The organism is Pedobacter nyackensis (assembly GCF_032678475.1).
GTDB classification, from domain to species: Bacteria; Bacteroidota; Bacteroidia; order Sphingobacteriales; family Sphingobacteriaceae; genus Pedobacter; species Pedobacter nyackensis_A.
Window position 1 is genome coordinate 370,531 of record NZ_JAVTSF010000003.1, and the last position, 23,402, is coordinate 393,932.

General features: G+C 38.9%; 19 protein-coding genes. 11 read left to right on the forward strand and 8 right to left on the reverse strand.

Annotation, left to right across the window (positions count from 1 at the left end):
• Positions 1-2 precede the first annotated feature (2 nt).
• Positions 3-2,108, forward strand: a complete 2,106-nt coding sequence (gene recG, locus R2Q84_RS12640; protein WP_316816909.1) for an ATP-dependent DNA helicase RecG — start codon at positions 3-5, stop codon at positions 2,106-2,108.
• Here recG and R2Q84_RS12645 read toward each other — a convergent pair whose 3' ends face one another.
• Positions 2,109-3,353, reverse strand: coding sequence for a serine hydrolase domain-containing protein (locus tag R2Q84_RS12645; protein WP_316816910.1), 1,245 nt, complete (start codon positions 3,351-3,353; stop codon positions 2,109-2,111).
• Between the two features lie 161 nt (positions 3,354-3,514).
• Here R2Q84_RS12645 and fumC point away from each other — a divergent pair, with 161 nt between their 5' ends.
• The 6 genes from fumC to R2Q84_RS12675 all read left to right on the forward strand — a co-directional run bounded on the left by fumC (position 3,515) and on the right by R2Q84_RS12675 (position 9,840).
• Positions 3,515-4,912 (forward strand): class II fumarate hydratase, encoded by a 1,398-nt coding sequence (gene fumC, locus R2Q84_RS12650; RefSeq protein WP_316816911.1) that lies wholly within the window; start codon positions 3,515-3,517, stop codon positions 4,910-4,912.
• A gap of 22 nt (positions 4,913-4,934) precedes the next feature.
• A complete protein-coding gene (locus R2Q84_RS12655) occupies positions 4,935-5,426 on the forward strand; it encodes a fumarate hydratase (protein ID WP_316816912.1) in 492 nt (163 codons plus the stop codon).
• A 32-nt stretch (positions 5,427-5,458) separates the two neighbouring features.
• The gene (locus R2Q84_RS12660; protein WP_316816913.1) at positions 5,459-6,310 is read left to right on the forward strand and encodes a S1/P1 nuclease; all 852 of its coding nucleotides are present in this window, start codon (positions 5,459-5,461) and stop codon (positions 6,308-6,310) included.
• A gap of 2 nt (positions 6,311-6,312) precedes the next feature.
• The gene (locus R2Q84_RS12665) at positions 6,313-6,753 is read left to right on the forward strand and encodes a low molecular weight protein-tyrosine-phosphatase (RefSeq protein WP_316816914.1); all 441 of its coding nucleotides are present in this window, start codon (positions 6,313-6,315) and stop codon (positions 6,751-6,753) included.
• A 63-nt stretch (positions 6,754-6,816) separates the two neighbouring features.
• Complete coding sequence (locus R2Q84_RS12670; RefSeq protein WP_316816915.1) at positions 6,817-7,497, forward strand: hypothetical protein; 681 nt, start codon at positions 6,817-6,819, stop codon at positions 7,495-7,497.
• A gap of 159 nt (positions 7,498-7,656) precedes the next feature.
• A complete protein-coding gene (locus tag R2Q84_RS12675) occupies positions 7,657-9,840 on the forward strand; it encodes a carboxy terminal-processing peptidase (protein WP_316816916.1) in 2,184 nt (727 codons plus the stop codon).
• Between the two features lie 77 nt (positions 9,841-9,917).
• Here R2Q84_RS12675 and R2Q84_RS12680 read toward each other — a convergent pair whose 3' ends face one another.
• From R2Q84_RS12680 to R2Q84_RS12690, 3 genes are all read right to left on the reverse strand, one after another.
• Positions 9,918-10,847, reverse strand: coding sequence for an SPFH domain-containing protein (locus R2Q84_RS12680; protein WP_316816917.1), 930 nt, complete (start codon positions 10,845-10,847; stop codon positions 9,918-9,920).
• Positions 10,848-10,892: 45 nt separating this feature from the next.
• Positions 10,893-11,996, reverse strand: a complete 1,104-nt coding sequence (locus R2Q84_RS12685; RefSeq protein ID WP_316816918.1) for a CapA family protein — start codon at positions 11,994-11,996, stop codon at positions 10,893-10,895.
• Positions 11,997-12,067: 71 nt separating this feature from the next.
• Positions 12,068-12,622: a C40 family peptidase gene (locus R2Q84_RS12690; RefSeq protein WP_316816919.1), complete on the reverse strand. Its 555-nt coding sequence runs from the start codon at positions 12,620-12,622 to the stop codon at positions 12,068-12,070.
• Positions 12,623-13,017: 395 nt separating this feature from the next.
• Here R2Q84_RS12690 and pdhA point away from each other — a divergent pair, with 395 nt between their 5' ends.
• The 3 genes from pdhA (at position 13,018) to hisS (ending at position 17,192) form a co-directional block, all read left to right on the forward strand.
• On the forward strand, positions 13,018-14,013 hold the full coding sequence (pdhA, locus tag R2Q84_RS12695; RefSeq protein WP_316816920.1) for a pyruvate dehydrogenase (acetyl-transferring) E1 component subunit alpha: 996 nt from the start codon (positions 13,018-13,020) through the stop codon (positions 14,011-14,013).
• 30 nt (positions 14,014-14,043) lie between these two features.
• Positions 14,044-15,702: a 2-oxo acid dehydrogenase subunit E2 gene (locus R2Q84_RS12700; RefSeq protein WP_316816921.1), complete on the forward strand. Its 1,659-nt coding sequence runs from the start codon at positions 14,044-14,046 to the stop codon at positions 15,700-15,702.
• 101 nt (positions 15,703-15,803) lie between these two features.
• On the forward strand, positions 15,804-17,192 hold the full coding sequence (gene hisS / locus R2Q84_RS12705) for a histidine--tRNA ligase (protein WP_316816922.1): 1,389 nt from the start codon (positions 15,804-15,806) through the stop codon (positions 17,190-17,192).
• Here hisS and R2Q84_RS12710 read toward each other — a convergent pair.
• The 4 genes from R2Q84_RS12710 to R2Q84_RS12725 form a co-directional block, all read right to left on the reverse strand.
• Positions 17,189-17,659, reverse strand: a complete 471-nt coding sequence (locus R2Q84_RS12710; protein WP_316816923.1) for a nuclear transport factor 2 family protein — start codon at positions 17,657-17,659, stop codon at positions 17,189-17,191. The genes hisS and R2Q84_RS12710 overlap by 4 nt on opposite strands.
• 41 nt (positions 17,660-17,700) lie before the next feature.
• On the reverse strand, positions 17,701-18,093 hold the full coding sequence (locus R2Q84_RS12715; RefSeq protein ID WP_316816924.1) for a response regulator transcription factor: 393 nt from the start codon (positions 18,091-18,093) through the stop codon (positions 17,701-17,703).
• 238 nt (positions 18,094-18,331) lie between these two features.
• Positions 18,332-19,630, reverse strand: coding sequence for an AarF/ABC1/UbiB kinase family protein (locus R2Q84_RS12720; protein ID WP_316816925.1), 1,299 nt, complete (start codon positions 19,628-19,630; stop codon positions 18,332-18,334).
• Between the two features lie 3 nt (positions 19,631-19,633).
• A complete protein-coding gene (locus R2Q84_RS12725; RefSeq protein WP_316816927.1) occupies positions 19,634-20,287 on the reverse strand; it encodes a TetR family transcriptional regulator C-terminal domain-containing protein in 654 nt (217 codons plus the stop codon).
• A gap of 691 nt (positions 20,288-20,978) precedes the next feature.
• Here R2Q84_RS12725 and R2Q84_RS12730 point away from each other — a divergent pair.
• Entirely contained in the window at positions 20,979-23,228 is a 2,250-nt protein-coding gene (locus tag R2Q84_RS12730; protein ID WP_316816928.1) for a TonB-dependent receptor, read from the forward strand.
• Positions 23,229-23,402 lie beyond the last annotated feature (174 nt).

The window sequence follows — 23,402 nt, forward strand, 5'->3', positions numbered from 1 at the left end:
CTTTGTTTGCATCTACGTTAGATACCACTATCGAATTCTTGAAGGGCGTGGGGCCTAAGCGTGCAGAACTTCTGCAGAAGGAACTAGGTATCTTTACTTATGATCAGCTGCTTAATTATTTCCCGTTCCGTTATATTGATCGCACCCGATTTTATAAGATTAATGAACTTAGTCCTGAGCTACCTTACGTGCAGATATTGGGACGAATAACAAGTAAAGAGCAGATTGGCGAAAAGCACAAAAAGCGTATCGTCGCCCGTTTAACGGATGAAACAGGATCAATAGAATTGGTTTGGTTTCAAAGTTTGAAATGGGTAGATGAACATGTCATGAAAGGGAAGGTTTACATTGTATTTGGTAAACCGACGGTATTTAATGGTAGTTTTAGTATCTCTCATCCAGAGTTGGAAACATACCCCAGGCCAGCTACAATTACAGGAAATTTAAGGCTTCAGCCGGTTTATAATTCAACCGAAAAGTTAAAGAAGTTTTTTCTTGACAGTAAGGGAATTCAAAAATTGCAGACTTTGCTTCTTGAACAGCACCTTTATGAAGTTAGGGAAACTATACCGCCTTATATTCTTGAGAAGTATCATATGATATCGAGGAAGGAGTCTATTCTGAACATTCATTTTCCCAAGGATGTTGCAACGTTAAAAAAGGCTGAGACGAGGTTGAAGTTTGAGGAACTGTTTTTTATTCAATTGCAGTTGCTGCATAATAAGCAACTCCGGGAACTTAAATTTAAAGGGCACTTGTTTCCAGTTGTTGGTGAACGGGTAAATACATTTTACAATGAAATACTTCCTTTTGAGTTGACCGGAGCGCAAAAGCGCGTAATCAAAGAAATCAGATTGGACACCCAGCGTGGTATTCAAATGAACAGGTTGGTTCAGGGTGATGTAGGTAGTGGTAAAACCGCCGTTGCATTAATGAGTATGCTGTTGGCAAATGACAACGGCTATCAGGCCTGTATGATGGCGCCTACGGAGATATTAGCCCGTCAGCACTATGAATCTATCACCTCATTATTAAACGGGCGCCTGGTTAACGTAGCGATCCTTACTGGCAGTACAACAAAGAAACAACGGACTGTACTGCATGCAGCATTGGAGGCCGGAGAAATAGATATCCTGGTTGGAACACATGCATTGATAGAGGATAAGGTTGTATTTAAGCACCTCGGTTTGGTCGTGATAGATGAACAACATCGTTTTGGGGTTGAGCAACGCGCTAAGTTATGGCGTAAAAACGTAATTCCACCACATATATTGGTCATGACAGCAACACCTATTCCCAGAACGTTGGCTATGACCTTGTATGGTGATTTGGATGTCTCTGTAATAGATGAACTTCCGGTGGGCAGGAAACCTATTGAAACCCGGCATTTGTTTGAAGGTCAACGTCTAAGGATGTTTGGTTTTATGAAACAAGAGATTGCCAAAGGCAGGCAAGTGTATGTGGTTTATCCATTGATCAAGGAAAGTGAGAAGCTGGACCTTTTACATCTGGAGGCAGGTATAGAGCAGATGGGTTATCAGTTTCCAAGACCTGAATATCAGATTAGTATTGTGCATGGAAAAATGAGTAACGCTGACAAGCAATACGAAATGCAGCAATTTATAGATGGGAAAAGTCAGATTATGGTTGCGACCACTGTAATAGAGGTAGGGGTGAACGTGCCCAACGCTTCTGTTATGATTATTGAGAACGCAGAACGGTTTGGTCTTTCTCAACTACACCAGTTAAGGGGCAGGGTTGGAAGGGGCGCTGAACAGTCTTTCTGTATCCTGATGTCAGGAAACAAATTAAGTGCAGATGGGAAGCTCCGGTTGGAAACGATGGTTAAAACAAATAATGGGTTTGAAATATCGGAAATTGACCTTAAGCTTCGTGGACCTGGTGATATTACAGGTACTCAACAAAGTGGGGTCTTAGAGCTAAAGCTTGCTGATTTGGCAAAAGATCAGGCGATTTTGCAGGAAGCGAGGAATACCGTAATTGATTTGCTTGCGGCAGACCCACATCTGGATCTGCCTGAAAATAGTCTTTTGAAAACCTACCTTTCTAAAAGACGTAGTGGTATTGCGTTCGACAAAATCTCTTAATTAATCCTCGTCGCTTCCAGGTAATGATCCTGCACCGGAATAGGCTCCTTTACGAATAACTGGTACACCAAGGTGCTTATACAATTCATCAAGCTGCATCAAACTGCCATTGGTTAAATTGCCTAGAAATATAATGACTATATCTTTTTGGAAATCGCGTACATAGATGTGTCTGAACCCATGCCACCAGCCCGTATGGTACACTACTTTCCGATCTTTTTCTCCGTCAAACATTCGCCAGCCGTATCCATAATTGAAATGGCCTTTGATCGCTTTGTTGCGGCCTTTATATGCTGAATCCAGACTTTTTTGTGTTAGTAGTCTGCCGTTCTTCAGATATTTATCATATAAGACTAAGTCATGTAAAGTGCTGTAAATACCTTTGTCGCCAACAGGGCCATCTAAAAAGTTTTGCACTACAGAATATCTGAAACTGTTACGATCGTGACCTACAACGTCTACAGGGATCTTCTCATACTCTGCCTTAGAATAAACGTGCGTATGTTTCATTCCTGCTGGTTTAAACACATGCTCCATCATATATTGAGAGAAGCGCTGTCCGGACACCTTTTCCACAATTGCGGCTAAAACCATAAAGTTGGAGTTGTTGTAATGAAAATGCCTGTTCGGTTTGGTATATGGGTTAGGTTTTTTCTCCGCAATAACCTGCATTACTTCCTGGTTGGACACTCCCTTTTTCATGTCACGCTTTTCCTTACGCCAAATGTCGTCTATGAAGTATACATAATTCATCATTCCGCTCCGGTGGGATAGGAGTAATTCTACGGTTATTCCATCGTAAGGAAAGTTCGGATAGAATTTTTTTACATCATCTGTTAGTTTTAATTTTCCTGCTTCAACGAGTTGCATGATAGCCACACCGGTGAAAGTTTTTGTAATGGATGCCAGTTCAAATTCTGAGTTTATTTTCAGGCTGTCGCGGTGAAGATAATCTGCCCAGCCCATTGCTTTTTCATATAGTATTTTGCCGCCTTTAGCCACAAGCATATTCCCGTTAAAGCCATATTTTTTATGTAGGTTGTATGCAAAATCAGCGATCCACTTATCTCCTTTCGCGGGATTATAGACCAATAACAGGCTGTCGGCCTTATCGTCTTCTTCGACTCTTATTTTTTTATCAGCTTCGGCTTTTTTAGCTTTTTCTGCCGGGCTTGAACAAGATGAGAGGATTGAAAGCGATAAAATGGCTAGTGATAAGGTTATGGTTAACAGGCGAAACTTCATGAACAATGCAATACAGGTTAAAAAGTCGAAAAATAAGGATTTTTAACCCTTTAAACGCAAAAGAGTTTTAAACATTGTACACTTTGTAGTTGATTAATTACATAAATCCAACTCATTGAGGCACAAAAACCTTAAATTTGCAGCAACAAAAATAGAACACTATGAATTTTAGAACCGAACACGATACGATGGGTGAAGTGCAGGTGCCTGCTGATAAATATTGGGGTGCTCAAACTGAACGTTCAAGAAATAACTTTAAAATTGGTCCTGAGGCTTCTATGCCTAAAGAGATCATTCATGCTTTCGGCTATTTAAAAAAAGCTGCAGCATTGGCTAACACCGAACTAGGTGTTTTAAGTCAGGATAAAGCGGATCTAATCGCAAAAGCTTGTGATGAAGTTGTTGCCGGCAGTCTGGATGACCAGTTTCCTTTGGTAATCTGGCAAACCGGTTCAGGTACACAAAGTAACATGAATGCCAATGAGGTTATTGCTTATCGTGCACATGTTTTAAATGGTGGTGCACTGGGCGACGAGAAGAAAGTTCTGCATCCTAATGATGATGTAAATAAATCACAGTCTTCAAACGATACATATCCAACGGCAATGCATATTGCAGCTTATAAACAAGCTGTAGAAGTTACGCTTCCCGGATTGGAGAAACTACACCAGACCCTTGTTGCAAAGTCTGAAGAGTTTGCAAATATTGTTAAAACAGGTCGTACTCACTTCATGGATGCGACTCCATTAACGCTTGGACAAGAGTTTTCAGGTTACGCGCAGCAAGTAGCAAACGGTATCAGGGCAGTAAAAAATGCTTTGGTGATGATTAGTGAACTTGCTTTGGGTGGGACTGCTGTTGGTACGGGACTAAATACACCTAAAGGTTATGATGTGCTTGTTGCTAAAAAAATAGCTGAGTTAACAGGTTTACCTTTTGTAACGGCACCAAATAAATTTGAAGCATTGGCTGCTCATGATGCAATGGTAGAACTTTCAGGTGCATACAAGCGTATCGCTGTTTCTTTGATGAAGGTTGCAAACGACGTAAGGATGTTAAGTTCCGGGCCACGTTCGGGTATTGGAGAAATCATCATTCCTGATAATGAGCCGGGGTCGTCTATTATGCCTGGAAAGGTTAACCCTACGCAGCCCGAAGCATTGACTATGGTTTGTGCACAGGTGATTGGAAACGATGTTGCTGTAAGTATCGGTGGGGCTACAGGTCATTTTGAGCTGAACGTATTTAAACCCGTAATTGCTGCTAATGTTTTACAGTCGGGCCGTCTGATTGGTGATGCCTGTGTTTCATTTAATGACCACTGCGCTGAGGGAATTCTGCCAAACCTTCCTGAGATCAAAAAACATCTTGAGAATTCATTGATGCTGGTTACTGCACTTAATCCACATGTTGGATATGAAAATGCGGCTAAAATTGCAAAAAAAGCACATAAAGAGAATAAAACTTTAAGAAACGCAGCTATTGAGCTGGGACTGTTAACTGGTGAGCAATTTGACCAGTGGGTTCGTCCTGAGGATATGGTAGGTAGTTTAAAATAAGCAGCTGAATAGCAGTATGGGTATGTCGAGATTGGTGTTTTATCTGCTGGTTATTTTGTGTGTGTCTGCTTGCAGAAGATTGCCCGATGTGCAGGGGAAAGGTGAGGCTTTTTTACAGGGAATATGGAATCAGGATAGCGTAGCAAATTCTGATAAACTGTTAAACTATACACAACATAAGTTTAAGTTTACCTGTGATTCGTTTTACGTTGATTTAACTACACATTCTAAAGTAAACTACTATACAGATTCCTGTTTTAACGGCGGGGTTTGGAAGGAGTATGCAAAAGGCATATATGAAGTAAGGGGGGATAGCCTGTTTTTATCAGGGACTTATACCAAATCGAATTATAAACAAAAGGTATCTGGCTGCTACCAGATCGGCAGGTATGAAAAAGCTTTTTTTATCAAATCTACTGAACCTAACCAGCTGCACCTGGAAAGTATAGGTAACCAGCGGGCGTGTACGCTGGTATTAAAAGAACGAATAGTTTGTGAGCCTAAAGCATTATAAAATATCCTGATGAAACCATTGTAAGTAAAATTATGATGGTTTCATCAGTTAAAAAGAAAAAATATACATCAATGGATATGAAGAAGAGTCTGGCATTTAATGGGTATAAGATTGTATTAGTTTTAGCCGTAGCATTGTATTTTCCACTAAACGTAAGTGCCTGGGGCATGCTTGGACATAGGATCGTTGGACAGATTGCTGAAAGCCATTTAAGTAATAAAGCCGCAAAAGGCGTAAAATCGGTGTTGGGTAATGAGAGTTTGGCTATGGCAAGTAATTGGGGCGATTTTATAAAGTCTGATCCTGCATTTGATTATTTGTACAATTGGCATTTTGTGAATCTCCCTGCAGGATTGGACAAGCAAGGTGTATTTAATCTTTTGGATACAGAAAAAGGTGCCAACGTATACAATAAGATTCCTGAGATGGTTGCTGTTTTAAAGAATAAGCAAAGTGCCGCAGATGAAAAAAGACTAGCTATGCGTTTGCTGATTCATTTGGTAGGCGATTTAAATCAGCCTATGCATACAGCGAGAAAAGAGGATCTAGGAGGGAATAAAGTTTATCTAACCTGGTTTGGTGAAAAATCTAATCTGCACAGGGTTTGGGATGAGTCTCTCATCGAGTATCAGCAATTAAGCTATACAGAGTACGCCAGTGCAATCAATTACCCTTCAGCAGATCAGTTAAATGTATGGAGAAATAACTCCTTGAAGGATTTTGTATATGGGTCTTACGAAGCCTGTAATAAGATTTATGCAAACATTAAACCAGATGAAAGGTTGAGCTATAAGTACAATTTCGAATTTGTTGGTTTATTAAATGAACAGTTGCTGAAGGGCGGAATTTGTCTGGCTAATATTCTTAACGATATTTATAAATAAAAATGAAGATATTAATGGTTTGTCTCGGCAATATTTGTCGTTCTCCACTTGCGGAGGGAATTATGAGGCATTTGGTAAATGAACAGGAATTAAATTGGGAGATTGCATCTGCTGGCACCGGCGATTGGCACGTAAACCAGCCTGCTGATAAGAGAAGTATCGATGTAGCCAGTAGTTTTGGCTATGACATTTCGAAACAAAGGGCAAAGCACTTCAATAAGGAAATGTTTGAAGACTTTGATCATATACTTGTGATGGATCAAAATAATTTAAGGGATGTTTTAAAACTGGCTTCAAATGAAATTCAAAGAGAAAAGGTGAAACTGTTCTTGCCAGATGAGTCGGAAGTAACTGATCCTTATTTTGACGACAGGTTGTTTGAGCCTGTTTTTTTAGAAATAGAAGAACGCTGTAAACAATTGATTGAAGAGTTTAAGCAATAGTATCTGGAATCCCTTTTTGGTTAGTTTACAATAGTTTACTTAAATTTGTTATATCTTTATCCGATGAGCAAAGTCTATTTAGTATTAATTGGCCTGTTTTTTTTGAGTCAGGCCAGAGGGCAATCAGGTCCTTTTTTGTCACAACATATACCGCCTGTTAATGGATCGGTAAATATTGTTGTGTCTAATTTGGAGGAAAATGATGGCGATAGTTATTTTGCTGATGCGGAAAAGAACGAGCGTAGGGGAGATTTAAATGATGCAATTACCTTATATGGTAAAGCTGCATTTGAATACAACAGTTCAAAAAAATTCACACAATATGGTTCTGCATTACTACGGTTAGCAAATGTCCATTACTTATTAGCTCACTATTCTGAAGCAGAGCAAGTAACGCTTAATGTTGCATTGAAAACCTATTCTAAGATTGGTAGTAAATCCGGACAGATGGAATCTTATAGCCAGCTTGGTAAAATATATTTCGCGGCTGATAAGCTAACCCAGTCTTTATGGTTTTATACTCAGCAGGGCATTTTGGCAAAACAGATTAGTGACAATAATGCTTATATCGATTCAATTTTAGGAATTGTGCAGGTAAAAACAAAGAAAAAGGAATATTCCCTTGCCCTAAGAGATTTGAATAAGGCTGAATTGTTAGCCAAATCTTCGAACCTTAACCGGTTTAAAACTCAAATTCGGGAAGCAAGAGCTCAAATTCCCGCTAAAGTAATAGCAAAGAAATAGTTAATTGTACAATTTTTTGTAATAAAAAAACGTTTTTAGTAAAACTGATATTATAGTAAATTAAAACTTTTAGTATGTTTACAGAAAAGAGACAGTAATAATACTGTCTCTTTTCTGTTTATTTCTGAAATTGGTATCATATTAGTGTTACATATAAAAATGGATTTTAAAATAGTTAAAGAGATGTTGAAAAAGATATTACTGGTCACCTTTACTGCCGCCGTTCTAGCCTGCCACGCTTCCCCGCAACCGCTGCAATTGGTTCCGGGTGTAACTAATATTATGCCGGATGAAAAACAGGCTCTGGTAAGTAAGGAGATTGTTGCGCTAATTGAAAATTATAATTACAAGAAGATTAAGGTTAACGATTCCATCTCGTCACTGGTTCTGGATAAGTATATCAAGGAATTGGATCCGTATAAATATTATTTCGTTGAATCTGATATTAAGGAATTTGAAAAATTCAGATTTACGTTAGATGACGATTTTAGGGCAGGAAATCTGAATGCCCCATTTTATATATTTAATCTCTATTTAAAAAGGTATAATGAATTCATAAATTTTGCTTTTACTGAGATCAAGAAAAAGCAAAATTTTAATGCGAACGAAACCTATGTTTTTGATCGCGAGAAAATGCCCTGGGCTAAATCTAAGGCAGAAATCGATAACTTGTGGAAGAAAAGGGTTAAATATGAACTGGTAAATCTAAAGATTGCCGGAACTTCCGAAGCCAAAAATATAGAGACCCTGACTAAGCGTTATGAGGCGCTTAAATCGCAGGCATCAAAATTGAATAACCAGGACGTTTTTCAAACGATCATGGACGCTTTTACTGAGACCATTGATCCACATACAAACTATTTCATCCCAAGTGCGGCACAACAGTTTAATGAGGAAATGGCCAGATCTTTTGAAGGTATTGGTGCCAGACTTCAGTTGGAAAACGAAATATTAAAAATTGCTGAAGTAATTCCGGGTGGCCCTGCTTTCAAAAGCAAGCTTTTAAGTGCAGGCGACAGGATCGTTGCTGTAGCTCAAGGGACTGGCGAATTTGAAGATATTATCGGCTGGAGAATTGAGAACTCTGTTGCTAAAATTAAAGGACCAAAAGGTACAAAGGTTCGCTTAAAGATTATCCCTGCAGGTAAAGAGATGTCTTCTAAGCCAGTGATTATTGAATTGGTGAGGGAAAAGATTGTAATGGAAGATCAATCAGCTAAGAAAAAAGTAGAAACAATACAGTCGAATGGGAAACCTTATAAAATAGGTATCATTACTGTGCCTGCTTTCTACGCAGATTTTAAAGCTGCAAATGCAGGCGATCCAAATTACAAAAGTACCACACGTGACGTAAGGTTGCTGATCGATACTTTAAAGAACATGGATAAAGTTGACGCGATTGTAATGGATCTTCGCGCCAATGGTGGTGGTTCTTTGGTTGAGGCTATTGATCTGACCGGATTGTTTATTGATAGAGGGCCTGTAGTGCAGGTGAAAGACCTTAAGAATGACGTAGAGGTAAGTGAAGATACAAATGCAGGTGTAGCATGGGCAGGGCCTTTTGGTGTTATGGTGGACCGGTTAAGCGCTTCAGCTTCTGAAATTTTTGCTGGTGCTATTCAGGATTACGGAAGAGGAATTATTATGGGTACCCAAACTTATGGTAAAGGTACAGTACAGTCTTCTATAGACATGAACAGATTGGTTAACCCATCTATACTTCAAAGGTTGGCAGCATTGGTAGGTGGTACTGCTGATGGAAAAGGTAAGTCGGACAAGGAAGCTGTTAGATTAGGACAGATTAACCTTACGATGGCTAAGTTTTACAGGGTAACGGGTAGCAGTACTCAACATAAAGGTGTAATGCCTGATATCGTGTTTCCTTCATTGTATCCGATGGATAAAATAGGGGAAGATACTGAGCCTTCTGCTTTGCCTTGGGATGAGGTTAAAAAATCTAATTTTGCTCCTGTTGCTGATCTGACTGCAGTTAAAGCTGATTTGATCAAATCACATAATGAGAGAATGGATAAATCCATTGATTATAAAATCATGGAAGAAGATATTGCTGAGGCAAAAAAACGTGAAGGAGAAGTGTCTATATCCTTAAATGAAACGAAACTGAAAGCAGAAAGGGATAGCCTGGAAGCTAAAAATCTGGCCAAGATAAATACTTTACGTGCAGCAAGAGGATTACCTGCCGTGAAAAAAGGAGACAAGGTGAAAAAAGAAGAGGTATTTGACTTCGTTCAGAATGAGAGTTTGAAGATTATGGCAGACCTAATGGACATTACAACCGGAAAGGAAAAAGACGTTGTTAAAACTACTCCGGGAATTAAGTAAGAAGTTTAATGAGAAAAAAGGGAAGACATCCAATTTGGATGTCTTCCCTTTTTTGTTTTATGGCTTTTGGAGAAAGCTTATTTCTTGCTGTCTGACGACTTCTGCATTTGCATTGCCATCATTTCCTTCATAGTCTTATTCATTCCTTCAGTAGAACCATCCAGGAAGATTACATTTCCTTCGCTATTTTCTGCAAATTGTTTAATCGATTCTGTCCACATCGTGAAAAGAATTACTGAGATGTCCAGGTTAGCCTCTTCCATTTCCTGGGCTGCTTTTGTCATACCGTGTGCAACCTCAGCTCTAAATAAGGCAATACCCTGACCGCGTAATTGTGCTGCTTCACGTTCTGCTGCCGCTGCAATTTTAATGGCATTACCATCAGCCTCAGCTCCCTTTGTTTTTGTAATTAATAAAGCTTGGCCTTCATTCTCGGCAGCTGCTTTTAAATTGTTTGAGGCTACAACGCGACTCATTGAGCGCATAATCTCTTCGTCAAATGTAATGTCATTCAGTTGCAGATCCTGCAGGTGATAACCCCAGGTTTCTAATACCTGGTCAATCTGGTGTTTAACATGCTCCACAATCTCATTGCGTTGAGCAAGTACATTAGCTTGTCGTTGTGTAGCTACATATGCCCTTATAGAGCCTTCTATGGTACGAATTAAGGCTTGCATCAAGTTCGTTGAGTCTACAAACTTAAAAGCGACATTTTTAATAGTTTCCTCGTCGTGGTTGATTACAGAATAAAGTAACATTGCTTTAAAATATACATTCGCCTGATCCTGTGTAACTGCTTGAAAAGATAATTCAACCGATCTGTTTTGTATAGAGATGCGAGAATGTATAGCTTCTATCAGCGGAATTTTTAAACTTAGTCCCGGACTAAGAAGTCTCCTGTATTTGCCGAAAATTGTAATTACTGCAATTGTCCCTTGTTTAACTGTAACAAATGAACTGGCTAGTATAACCAGTAGTAGAAAAAGAATGATGTAAGTGATATACATAAGATGCTTTTATAAGTTAAAATATGAGCATCAAGATACAACTATTTAGGGATTCTTCTTTGGTTCTATACGCCCCGAACCGGAGAATATTAAATTGTGTCCCGGAAAATCAATATTTGTTAATGATTTAATCTTGTTGAAAGCCCCGTTTGCCGGGTCTAAACGGAGACGGTTTATTTTATCTTGTCTTACCGAAATCACATCAGCAGATAGGAAGTCACCATTACTGTTGATTTTAAGCTGTAGCAACGGAGCAATTCCATTAGGGCCTTTAAGACTAAACATACCATAGGTGCAAAAATTACCGAGGCTATAAGCAATGAATTTATTCTTATATACTTCTACAGCTCTTGTTACATGAGGGCCATGACCTAAAACGACATCTGCACCGGCATCGATTACAGCATGGGCAAAGGCGTAAACATCGCCTCGGTTCTCATTGTAAAATATTTCTTTTCTCCTGGGTACATGTTCAAATCTGGCACCTTCTGCGCCACCATGAAAGGAAACAACAACAATATCGGCCTGTGCTTTTAAACTTTTAACCAGTTGTTTTGCGCTGTCAACTTTGTTAATAGATACCGTGTTTTCATTTGGGGCAAAAGCGCAGAAAGCATATCTAACACTATCCTTCTCAAAAATGCAGAAAGGGTGAGATTGGAGCCCTGCGTAATTGATATTTAGAGAATCCAAAATTTTGGTTGTTGTTGTTCTCCCTTTTAAACCAAAGTCGCCAACATGGTTATTGGCAACGCTAAGTAAGTTAAAACCTGCATTTTTAATGATACCTGCATAACGTTCTGGCATTCTGAATGCAAAACAGCTATTGCCAACCGTGTCTTTACACTTGGTAGATTTTCCATTGTTTAAAAAACATCCTTCCAGATTACCGAATACGATGTCACCTTTTAAGAAGGAGTCAACAGCTTTAAAACTATGTTTTCCGTCATCCGGGGGCAGGTTAGATTTTGAAGGATAGGCTGAGCCAATCATAATATCTCCAACTGCGACGATAGATAGGGTGTCCATCCTTTTTATCTTAAGGGTATCTGTTGGTAGTTGTTGGGGAACGCTGGCAGTATTGCTTGTGCAGCTGAGCAATACAAAAGCACCTGCAGTGATGAGTAAGCCTGTAATTGAAAATTTCATTTTAACATAGGTATAAAAAAAGTCCTTCTAAGTATTTAGAAGGACCAGTATTGTTAAAGGTTCAAGAAGAGTTATTCCTGAATAAGGTCTTCCTTCACACCGTCTAATATACGGCCGCCTTTATAAAAATATCTCGAGTAATAAGGTTCATTTAAATTGCTGATTACTACACCGCGACTGGATGATGCATGTGCAAAACGGTTGTCGCCAAGGTAAATGCCAATGTGTGTAATGCTTCTGCTTTTTATCTTGAAGAATACCAGGTCTCCTTCTTTCAGTTCGTCTTTAGGCAATGGATCAACCATACTAAAAATATCACGTGAATTACGCAAAATAGTAGTGTTGAAAACTTTATCGTAAATAGCTTTGGTGAAAGCCGAACAATCAATTCCTTTTTCAGTATTTCCGCCGAACCTGTAAGGTGTTCCAATCCATTCGTAAATGAATTTATACAACTTCACATTTGATGTAGCATCAACAGCAACACCCATAACCTGGGAAAAATATTGTGAAGCTAAATTATCAGGATCTGCTAATTTGTTTGTTTCTTTTGTTTTTGTCTGCGCGTTGAGGGCCGTAAGGCTGCACAAACCAATTAGGGTAGAAAACAAAAACTTTTTTATCATGTTATACTGTTAAGTTTGGGTACTAATCACTTACACTTAAACGTACACCACTAGGGCTTATTGTTTGGATGGCAAACATATACATTTTACAAATGTTATCCAAATACCTTCACAGTTTTAATAAAAGTTATTAACATTTACACAGGAAGTGTGTAAATTGTTGCACCATATAAGTTTTTGCTTGTTGGGTTTTAAGTGCAACTTATGATTGCGTTCTCAATGATCCGTTTGCTTTTAATTTGTTAACTTCGGTATATGTGTTAATATTGACCTTGTTAGTTGCATTGAACGGTAGTTGGATTTATGTAACCATAGTGTGCATTTTACATCAATTACTTCGATATATTGCAATAAAAAAGTAGATTTGCTCTCGTAAAAAAATCAACACCCCAAAAATGAGTGCAGTAGAAATAAATAAAGATACCTATCTGAAGTGGTTTGAGTCGATGTTGCTGATGCGCAAGTTCGAAGAAAAAACCGGTCAACTTTATGGACAACAAAAAATCCGTGGATTTTGTCATTTATATATCGGTCAGGAAGCGGTAGTAGCCGGAGCAATTTCTGCTATGCAGAAAGGAGATTCGATGATTACTACTTACCGTGATCATGCTCATGCACTGGCTTTGGGTGTAAGTGCAGATAGCATTATGGCCGAAATGTATGGTAAAGCTACTGGTTGTTCAAAAGGAAAAGGTGGTTCAATGCACATGTTTAGTAAAGAACACCATTTTTACGGTGGACATGGTATCGTTGGTGGTCAAATTCCATTGGGTGCGGGTATTGCATTTGCTGAAAAATATAAAGGCACAAACAATGTTAATATTTGCTATATGGGTGACGGAGCTGTTCGTCAGGGTGCTTTAAATGAGGCGTTCAATATGGCGATGCTTTGGAAACTTCCTGTAGTTTTTGTTTGTGAGAACAACTTTTACGCGATGGGAACTTCTGTTGAGCGTACCACGAACATGACTGATATTTACAAAATAGGTTTAGGATTTGATATGCCATGTGCTCCTGTTGATGGCATGGATCCGGTTGCCGTACATAACGCAATGGATGAAGCTATTCAACGTGCAAGAGCTGGTGAAGGCCCAACCTTCCTGGAAATGAGAACATACAGATACCGCGGACACTCTATGTCTGATCCTGCTAAATATCGTACTAAAGATGAATTAGAAGAATATAAAGCTAAAGATCCTATTGAGGCTGTGAGAGAGGTTGTTTTGAAAGAGAAATATGCAGATCAGGCCTGGATTGAAGAAATCGAAGGTAAGATCAAGCAGATTGTTGATGATGCTGTGAAATTTGCAGAAGAATCTCCTTTCCCTGATGCATCAGAATTATATATGGATGTTTATGTACAACAAGACTATCCTTACGTAATAGATTAATTAAGAACGCATTTCAATAGATATTATAGAATGGCTGAAATAGTTAGAATGCCCAAAATGAGCGACACCATGACTGAAGGTGTGATGGCTAAATGGCATAAAAAAGTTGGCGATAAAGTAAAGAGCGGCGATGTAATGGCCGAAGTGGAAACCGATAAGGCGACCATGGATTTAGAATCATATTGGGATGGTACCGTATTATACATTGGTGTAGAAGAAGGTAAGGCTGTTCCTGTTGATGCGATCATCGCTGTAATTGGTAAAGAAGGTGAAGACTATAAAGCTGCTTTAGCTGCTGAGGAAGGTGCTGCTGCAGCTCCTGCTAAAGAGGAAAAAGCTGCAGAATCATCATCGGAAAAACCTGCTGAAAGCAAAAAAGAAACTGCAGGTGCTGCATTAACTGATGCAGATCTGGAAAAAATGGGTGTAACAGTGGTGCGTATGCCATTGTTAAGTGATACCATGACTGAAGGCGTAATTGCTGAATGGCATAAGAAAGTTGGTGATAAAGTGAAAGATGACGACATTCTTGCGGATGTAGAAACCGATAAGGCAACTATGGAAGTGATGGGTTACGCAGAAGGAACTTTGTTACACATTGGTGTTGAAAAAGGGCAGGCGGCTAAAGTAAATGGCATTATTGCTATTGTTGGCCCTGCTGGAACAGACATCAGTGGAATTTTAAGTCAGGGTGATGCTCCGGCTAAGCCTGCTGTGGCTGCAGATAAAAGTTCTGATGCCCCGGTTGCTGAAAAAGCTGCTGAAGCAATAGAAGAAACGCCTGTTTCAACGGGCACTGGAGAACGTTTAAAAGCATCTCCATTGGCTAAAAGAATAGCAAAAGATAAAGGAATTGATCTTGCACAGGTTGCAGGTAGCGCTGATGGTGGCCGTATCATTAAAAAGGATATCGAAAACTTTAAACCTGCTGCTCCGGCAAAAACAGAATCTTCTTCAGCTCCGGCTGCAGAGAAAGCTGCACCGGTTATTCCTCAATATGTAGGTGAAGAAAGGTTTACTGAGAAACCAGTATCGCAAATGCGTAAGGTAATCGCTAAGCGTTTAGCAGAAAGTTTGTTTACCGCTCCGCATTTCTACTTGAATATCAGTATTGATATGGACAATGCAATGACTGCACGTACAGCTATCAATTCTGTTTCTCCGGTTAAGGTTTCTTTCAACGATATCATTATTAAAGCTGTTGCTGTTGCATTAAAACAACATCCGGCAGTTAACTCTTCATGGCTTGGCGATAAGATCCGTTTCAATGAGCATACCAACATTGGAGTTGCAATGGCAGTAGAAGATGGTTTATTGGTTCCTGTAGTTCGTTTTGCGGATGGGAAGTCATTATCTCATATTTCTGCAGAAGTTAAGGAATACGGACAAAAAGCAAAAGCTAAAAAATTACAGCCATCAGACTGGGAAGGTTCTACCTTTACTGTTTCTAACCTGGGTATGTTTGGTATTGATGAATTTACATCAATCATCAACTCTCCGGATGGTGCAATTTTATCAGTAGGTGCGATCCAACAAATTCCGGTTGTTAAAAACGGAGCTGTTGTACCGGGCAACGTGATGAAGCTAAGCTTAGGTTGTGATCACCGCGTGGTTGATGGCGCAACGGGCGCTGCCTTCCTGCAAACACTGAAAGGATTGCTTGAAGAGCCGATCAGGTTATTGGTTTAAACGGGATCCTGAAATAAATTCAGGATGACGTAGCGCATAAAAAACAGGCTGTATCATGCAGCCTGTTTTTTTATGCCTGTTAGTTTTGTACTTTTGCGCTTATGTCAAATATCAAACCCTCTTTAGCAAAAGGAACCAGAGATTTTTCTCCACAGGAAATGGTAAAACGTAATTTCATTTTTGATACTGTTAAAGCTGTTTTCAGGAAATATGGTTATGCCGAAATACAAACACCTTCAATGGAAAACCTTTCCACTTTAACCGGTAAGTATGGAGATGAGGGGGATAAACTGATATTTAAGATTCTAAATAGCGGTGATTACTTATCTAAGGTAAAGCCTGATCTGCTGGCACAGGCGAATTCTAACGCAATGATTTCCTCGATTAGTGAGAAAGCCCTGAGATATGATTTGACGGTGCCGTTTGCGCGCTATGTAGTGATGCACCAGAATGATATTTCTCTTCCTTTTAAACGTTTCCAGGTGCAGCCGGTTTGGCGTGCTGACAGGCCGCAGAAAGGCCGTTACAGAGAATTTTATCAGTGTGATGTAGATGTGGTAGGTTCTGATAGCTTATTAAACGAGGCAGAGTTTATCCTGATTTACCAGGAAGCACTAAGTAATCTCGGCTTAAAAGATTTTACTATTAAGATTAACAATCGTAAAATACTAACTGGGATTGCTGAGGTAATTGGTAAACCTGAACTGATTATTGATATGACAGTCGCTATCGATAAGCTGGATAAAATTGGATTGGATGGTGTAACTAAGGAATTGATAGAACGTGGCTTCACTGCTGAGGATATTGATAAGTTAAAGCCAGTTATCTTACTTGAAGGATCTAACGAACAGAAGTTAAATAGTTTAAAAACTGTACTGGCAACTTCTGATACAGGTTTATCAGGGATATCAGAAATCGAAACTGTATTCGATTATGTAAATGAATTGATTAAATCGGATTCATCTTTAAAGCCTGATGTGGAACTTGACATTACACTTGCCCGTGGACTAAACTACTATACCGGTTGCATCTTTGAAGTGAAGACTAACGAAGTGGCTATGGGTAGCATTGGTGGGGGCGGTAGATATGATGACCTGACAGGTATGTTTGGTTTGAAAGGCCTAACTGGTGTTGGTGTTTCTTTTGGTGCAGATAGAATCTATGATGTATTACAAGAACTAAATCTTTTCCCTGAATCTGTAGCAGCGGGTACAAAAGTACTGATCAGTAACTTTGATGCAGCCGCCGAAAGATACGCGCTACCGATCTTACAACAGTTGCGTAGGGCAGAAGTCGCCGCAGAGCTTTATCCTTCCTCAGCGAAGCTTAAAAAGCAAATGAGCTATGCAGATGATAAGCACATCCCTTATGTGATATTGATTGGAAGCGATGAAATGGAAACAGGCTTGCTAACTTTAAAAGATATGCAAAGCGGACAACAACAAAAGTTATCTGCTGAAGCTATTATTGAACTGGTTAAAGCTAACTAAGGTTTCTTGGTTATAAAGGTTTGAAGATTTTTTCTGGCTGTACTGCTGATCTTTTTTCTGAGGAAGCTGGTCCAGCCAAGTAATTTCCCTGTTAAGCCAAGCGCCTGACTGGCCCATTTGTGGAAATTGAAATGATCCCTGTGTTGGGCTATTTTCCCATTCTCAATAACAAATGAAGCTTTTATCTGATTGTGAACTTTATTGCCTGTTTTAGAAAAGGTATACCAGGCATCCCATTCTGCTGTTGCGCCATTTTCGGTGGATTTTATGTTTTTGAATTCAACACGCATATCCTTCCCGTTCTTTACCAACATTGCCCACATAGACCTGACCTCTGTAGCATTTAGATCGGTAAACACAGGGTCGCTAAATTTGGCGTCATCAGCATAGCAGTCCTGCATGGACTCAACATCTTTATGCTGAAAGCTGGTGTAAAAATGATGAATGAGTTTTTCGTTCGTATTCATGTCCGGATCTTTCCATCGAAGCTACGAATTAACAGGTTAATTTAGTAGGTTTTTCCCGCTAGTATGCCTTCAATCCTGTCTAATAAGTCGTCGATGTCAAATGGTTTTGGTAAGAAACCATTTGGCTTAAATTCACCATGCTGAATATTTTGGGCGGTATATTTTGCTGAAATCATGAGCACAGGTAAGCCGGCTGTAGGTGCATTTGTTCTCAATTGTTTTAACAAATCTCTCCCATCTCCATCAGGTAGCATAATGTCTAAAATCAACAGATCTGGTTGGTGTTTCTCAATATTTGCCATCATATCAATGCTCTTATTAAGCCCGGTCACTTTGTAAGATTCGCTTTGCAAGATGAGCGTAATCACGTCAAGGATCGCGTGATTGTCTTCAATTACAAGAATTTTCTTATACGTTATAGCTTGTTTTTTCAATTCAGATGTAATTTGTTAATTGCAAATATATTAAGTTGATTCCTTTGTTTATGTCTTATTTGGTTTTTTTAAACAAAAGTTTGAAAAAAAGCTGGTCTATAAGATTATTTACGGATGACAAAAAAAGTTATTTCTAATGAAACCTTTTGTAACTAAAACCGTCATATTAATAGTTTTTAGTTTTAGGTTAAAAAGGGGAGCGATTGTGGCGGTTGCTCCTCTTTTTTTGTTTCGAAATTTATAAATGAGGCTGAAAGGTGTTTGTATTTACAAGAGCATTTAATTCATGAAGAATAGTATACAGTCCAAAATTGGTACGGTTTACATAAATGAAATGCTTTACACCCCTGGCCTGTTTAAATTCTGGCATAGTGGATATTTTTTCTCCATAGCTATACAGTTGTTCAAAAAACTCAGGCTTACTGAAATCAAAGCTCTTGCTGGTGTATGGCCTGGCAAATAACTCAATCATTTCACGGTAAGCAGTGTAATAGAATTCAATCTGGCTTGTGCTATCATCTGGCTGGATCATTTCCAGTTTTCTGAATGCTTCAATTGTTTTTTTCTTGTCTTTAAGCGTATCAGCGGATATCAAAGAGAAAAAAGGCTCGTAAAAATCATTTGGCATTTCTTTAATGCATCCAAAGTCAATTACGCCAAGTCTTTCATCGGGCGTAATCAGGAAATTTCCGGGATGGGGATCAGCATGAACAGCCCGTAGTTCATGTTGCTGGAAATTATAAAAGTCCCACAAGGCTTGTCCAATTTTGTTACGCAATTCCTGAGAAGGATTTGTATTTAAAAACTCTTTTAAATGCAGTCCCTCAATCCAATCCATGGTGATAATCTTTTTGCCGGAAAGTTGGGGGTAATAGTTAGGGAAAACTATGTTTTCAAGATGAGCACAGGCATTAGAAAATTCAATAGAACGCTTCACTTCTAATTCGTAGTCCGTTTCCTCAAGCAGTCGTTCCTCTACTTCTTTAATGTAAATTGAAAGCTCTTTTTCACTCATTCCCAGTAAGCGGAATGCAAAAGGCTTTACCATTTTCAAATCTGATGAGATGCTATCACCAACGCCGGGATACTGAATTTTTACGGCTAGTTTTTTGCTATTTAGGCTTGCCTCATGCACCTGTCCAATAGAAGCTGCATTAGACGAGGTTAGATTGAATGTGTCGTAAATCAGATCCGGGGTCTTTCCAAAACTTCGTGTAAAAGTTCTAACGATTAGCGGTCCCGACAAAGGTGGGGCATTGTACTGCGATTGACTGAATTTGTTGATGTAAGATTTAGGGAGGATATTTTTGTCCATGCTGAGCATTTGTGCGATTTTAAGCGCACTACCTTTCAGCTCACTCAGTGATTTATAAATATCAGTCGCATTATCTTCGTTTAATTCATCACGACTTAGCCGCGGATTAAAGAGTTTTTTTGAGTAATGTTTTATATAATTACCACCTATTTGAAACCCTGTTTTTACAAATTTAGCTGATCTCTGCCCTTTTGTTACTGGAATGTGGTCTTGTGTTTTCATAGATTAAAGCCCCATTCTTTCTCTCATCTTTCCATTTCTGGATAGAAACTTCCCGTATTCAAAAAGATTGTCTATAGGCGAGCGTTGAAACAAGTCAAAAGTAACATTTATGCCTCTTTCAATAGCTTCATCGGTTTTTTCAAAATCTTCGCTATCATCATCTATCCAGAAATTCACAATAAAAGCGAATTGAAGCCAAACTGCATCTTTATATTTTTTACTCAGGAATTTGCGGTCGGCAAGTTCCCCTGATTCTAATCCTTCGTTGATAATATTTTCGGAAAAGTTTTCAAATATGGGTTTTACACCCGAAAGTACACCTGGTGTTGACAGTTGCGGTCTGTGTTTTTTGAGGCTATAAATTACAAAGCTGCGTTGTTTTTTAAGGACCTCAACATAACTGTAAAAAAAGGCGAGTATTTTATCTCTTGCCGAGTATTGAGCCCATACTTCCTGATCCTGCAGGGTATCGATCGTTTCAGTGGTGAATTCTACCCACGTTAACTTCTCAATACTATCAAATGAAGCATAAAATGTATAAAATTCCGATTCGGTAATTTTTAGTTTTTTAACAAAGCTATAAACCGATTTTGGTCTTTCATCGTTTGTGAGGACAAAGTCGATGTAGGCCGTCTTAATTTGTTGAGCTGTTGCCATTGTTTTCTTTTTTATGATAACGTTGAAAAAGTACCGTTGTTTCGATAAAGCCTTAAAATTAGGCTTTTATTGCATCATCCATTTGTAATAAAACGATACGCCGAATTTAAACTGAGATTTCATTGAGGTCATACAACAGCAATCTTGTAAAGCATATGAATCTAATTCTACAGAATTCAGTAGTTTTGTTGCCAGTTGAAAAGAAAGCACTTACATATTCACCGTATATTATCGGTTTTAATGCTATGGGTATTTGCCATTGCGTTGACTCCCTTTGGTGCTTTTCACAATCATGACCATAACCATAATCATGAGGTCAAATGTTCTACGACACAAAAAAGCTGTACACATAAACTGCATATCGGCACGCAAACAGAACACTGTTTAATCTGCGAAGCACATTTCGAAAAAAACTACACAACCGTTAAACATCATTTTAGGTTTTATGTAGTTAGTAAGCCTTTTCCCAAGTTTTATGGTATCGTAAGTAATTCGTATACCAAATTAATTGATCTTGCGTTACGGGGGCCTCCTGTAGCGTAAAAATCCGAAGCGCAGGCTTCATACCTGTCAATTTCTCAATTATTACTAATATGGGCCGGCGTGTTTTCATACGGGGTCCGTTATTTATTTTATTCAAATGAAAAGAGTACATCTTTTACTATTTATATCGTTATACCTATTTTTTCCCATGCTGAATTTTGCTTCCGAAGTTGCCCAGTTCAGGGGAAAAGTTGTAGACGGGACAACAAATACCCCATTGATAGGGGCAACCATTTACATTACAGATTTAAAAGCAATTACCACCACCAACAATCAAGGCGAGTTTATCTTAAAAAATGTGCCTGCAAAAGGCAAGTTTTTACTTGAAGTACGTTATGTGGGTTACACAACCTATTCGGTAGTAGTAGACTTAGCAGGTCAGCATAACCTGACTATTTCCTTGTCGCCCTCAATTGTCGAAAGTGCCGAAGTGGTAATCACAGGATCCCCATTCAGTTCAAATAATAAAACAAATAGCTTGTCGGTTGTTACTTTAGGTAAAACGAAACTTGCACAGGCAGGTGGAACAAACCTTGTTGATGCGATTGCTAAAACTCCCGGCGTATCACAAGTAAGCACAGGTGGAGCAATCTCTAAACCCATCATTAGAGGACTTGGCTACAATAGAGTTTTAACAATGGTTGATGGGGCAAGAGAGGAATCGCAGCAATGGGGAGATGAGCATGGCATTGAGGTAGACCAATTCTCAGCAGCCAGAATTGAAATATTAAAAGGCCCTGCAAGTTTGCTTTATGGTTCTGATGCATTAGGTGGGGTAATCAATGTGATTGATGATCTGGTGCCTGCTCCAGGTGTCCATAATGGAACATTTAACTCCACATATAGTACCAATAACGGTCTCGCAGCTTCTTCTTTAATGTTGCAGGGTAATGATGATGGTTTTGTGTATCGCGGACGTGCCTCTTATAAAAATGCATACGGTTTTGGCTACAAAAACACCACAGTGCCCAATTCAGGTTTCAACGAACTTAATTTTAATGGGATGCTTGGGTTAAATAAAAGCTGGGGCTATTCTCATCTTACATTTTCCCGCTTTCATACCAATATCGGTTTGGTAGAAGAAGGGCCGGATGCTAATGGTTACTACTTGAATGAAGAGGGGGCAATTATTACACAATCGGAAGCTAAAGAAAGAAGGCTGAACCTGCCATTTCAGGATATCACGCATTATCGAACTGCTTTAAATAGTAACTTTATTTTAGGGAAAGGACAATTGAAAACTGTGTTTGCTTTTCAAAGCAATATCCGGAAGGAGTTTGAAGAAAGTGTACAGGAGCCCGGTTTAAACCTCAATCTTAAATCCTATACCTATGATGTCAAATATAACTTCCCTAATTTTGGTCAGTGGCAGCCTGCTGTTGGTCTTCAGGGGATGTATCAGGATAATGAAAATAGCGGTGATGAATTCCTTATTCCAGATTATAACAGTAACAATATTGGCGCCTTTGTTTATTTGAAGCGTAATTTTTCCAGGGGAGCAATCAATGCAGGCTTGCGTTATGATTATAAAAAGGTTAATGGTAAGGGCCTGAATTTTGATGGAGAAAATGTTTTTACTGGTTTTAGTAATGACTTTTCTAACCTTTCCGGATCATTGGGTTTTGCTTTTGAAATTACGAAAAACCTGGTGCTTAAAGGCAATGCAGGCTCAGGGTTTAGGGCACCTAATATAGCGGAGCTTGGCGCTAATGGCCGGCATGAAGGTACATTCCGATACGAAATCGGAAATAATAACCTAAAGCAGGAAACGAGTATGCAATTTGACCTGGGACTGGAATATACAGCGGAAAGTGTAACCTTTGGTTTGAATGCCTATGCGAACAGGATCTTTAATTATATTTATCCGGGTAATTTTAATGATGAAACTATGCCTTTTCAAAATGAAGATGGAAGTATTGAAACTTTACCAGTGTATCGCTATGTTCAAACCAATGCTGATTTATTTGGAGGAGAAGCCTCTGTCGATTTTCACCTGATCAAATCATTGCACTTTGAAAACTCTTTTTCTTATACCAAGGGCGTAAATCGTGCTACAGATCTGGCATTGTCTTTTATTCCTGCGGCAAGCATTAACAACGAAATCCGATTTGAGCCTAATGTGAAGGGACTGGCTGATACCTATGTTAAGGTGGGGGTAACCAATACCTTTAAGCAGGCACGTTTTGATAGTTTTGAAACGCAGACCAATGGGTATACCTTACTGGATGCAGGTATCGGGACAAGTATTGCCACCAAAAAAGGGTCATTTAATATCTGGGTAACCGGCCAAAATCTTTTAAACAAAGAATATTATAACCATTTGAGCAGGTATAAGCCAGCGGGTATTTATAACCCGGGACGTAATGTTACTTTTGGTATTGCTGTTCCGTTTTTGTAACAGCTTTTTCATGATACATACTAAAGGCATTTGTGAAGAAATGTCTTTAGTATGTATCATTTATTGAATCCTACTTAAGGTATTTGCGTTCAACTTGTCTGAACTTTTTTAAATATCAATCTTTGGTCTAAATGTGCTTCAAAAAATAAATTATGTGTAAGTTTAGAACTTTCA

What these genes read in the sequence shown, in the direction of transcription:
- R2Q84_RS12645 (WP_316816910.1), bottom strand. Translation starts at nt 3,353, where the DNA reads ATGAAGTTTCGCCTGTTAACCATAACCTTATCACTAGCCATTTTATCG.
- fumC (WP_316816911.1), top strand. Translation starts at nt 3,515, where the DNA reads ATGAATTTTAGAACCGAACACGATACGATGGGTGAAGTGCAGGTGCCT.
- R2Q84_RS12655 (WP_316816912.1), top strand. Translation starts at nt 4,935, where the DNA reads ATGTCGAGATTGGTGTTTTATCTGCTGGTTATTTTGTGTGTGTCTGCT.
- R2Q84_RS12660 (WP_316816913.1), top strand. Translation starts at nt 5,459, where the DNA reads ATGATGGTTTCATCAGTTAAAAAGAAAAAATATACATCAATGGATATG.
- R2Q84_RS12665 (WP_316816914.1), top strand. Translation starts at nt 6,313, where the DNA reads ATGAAGATATTAATGGTTTGTCTCGGCAATATTTGTCGTTCTCCACTT.
- R2Q84_RS12670 (WP_316816915.1), top strand. Translation starts at nt 6,817, where the DNA reads ATGAGCAAAGTCTATTTAGTATTAATTGGCCTGTTTTTTTTGAGTCAG.
- R2Q84_RS12675 (WP_316816916.1), top strand. Translation starts at nt 7,657, where the DNA reads ATGGATTTTAAAATAGTTAAAGAGATGTTGAAAAAGATATTACTGGTC.
- R2Q84_RS12680 (WP_316816917.1), bottom strand. Translation starts at nt 10,847, where the DNA reads ATGTATATCACTTACATCATTCTTTTTCTACTACTGGTTATACTAGCC.
- R2Q84_RS12685 (WP_316816918.1), bottom strand. Translation starts at nt 11,996, where the DNA reads ATGAAATTTTCAATTACAGGCTTACTCATCACTGCAGGTGCTTTTGTA.
- R2Q84_RS12690 (WP_316816919.1), bottom strand. Translation starts at nt 12,622, where the DNA reads ATGATAAAAAAGTTTTTGTTTTCTACCCTAATTGGTTTGTGCAGCCTT.
- pdhA (WP_316816920.1), top strand. Translation starts at nt 13,018, where the DNA reads ATGAGTGCAGTAGAAATAAATAAAGATACCTATCTGAAGTGGTTTGAG.
- R2Q84_RS12700 (WP_316816921.1), top strand. Translation starts at nt 14,044, where the DNA reads ATGGCTGAAATAGTTAGAATGCCCAAAATGAGCGACACCATGACTGAA.
- hisS (WP_316816922.1), top strand. Translation starts at nt 15,804, where the DNA reads ATGTCAAATATCAAACCCTCTTTAGCAAAAGGAACCAGAGATTTTTCT.
- R2Q84_RS12710 (WP_316816923.1), bottom strand. Translation starts at nt 17,659, where the DNA reads ATGAATACGAACGAAAAACTCATTCATCATTTTTACACCAGCTTTCAG.
- R2Q84_RS12720 (WP_316816925.1), bottom strand. Translation starts at nt 19,630, where the DNA reads ATGAAAACACAAGACCACATTCCAGTAACAAAAGGGCAGAGATCAGCT.
- R2Q84_RS12725 (WP_316816927.1), bottom strand. Translation starts at nt 20,287, where the DNA reads ATGGCAACAGCTCAACAAATTAAGACGGCCTACATCGACTTTGTCCTC.
- R2Q84_RS12730 (WP_316816928.1), top strand. Translation starts at nt 20,979, where the DNA reads ATGCTGAATTTTGCTTCCGAAGTTGCCCAGTTCAGGGGAAAAGTTGTA.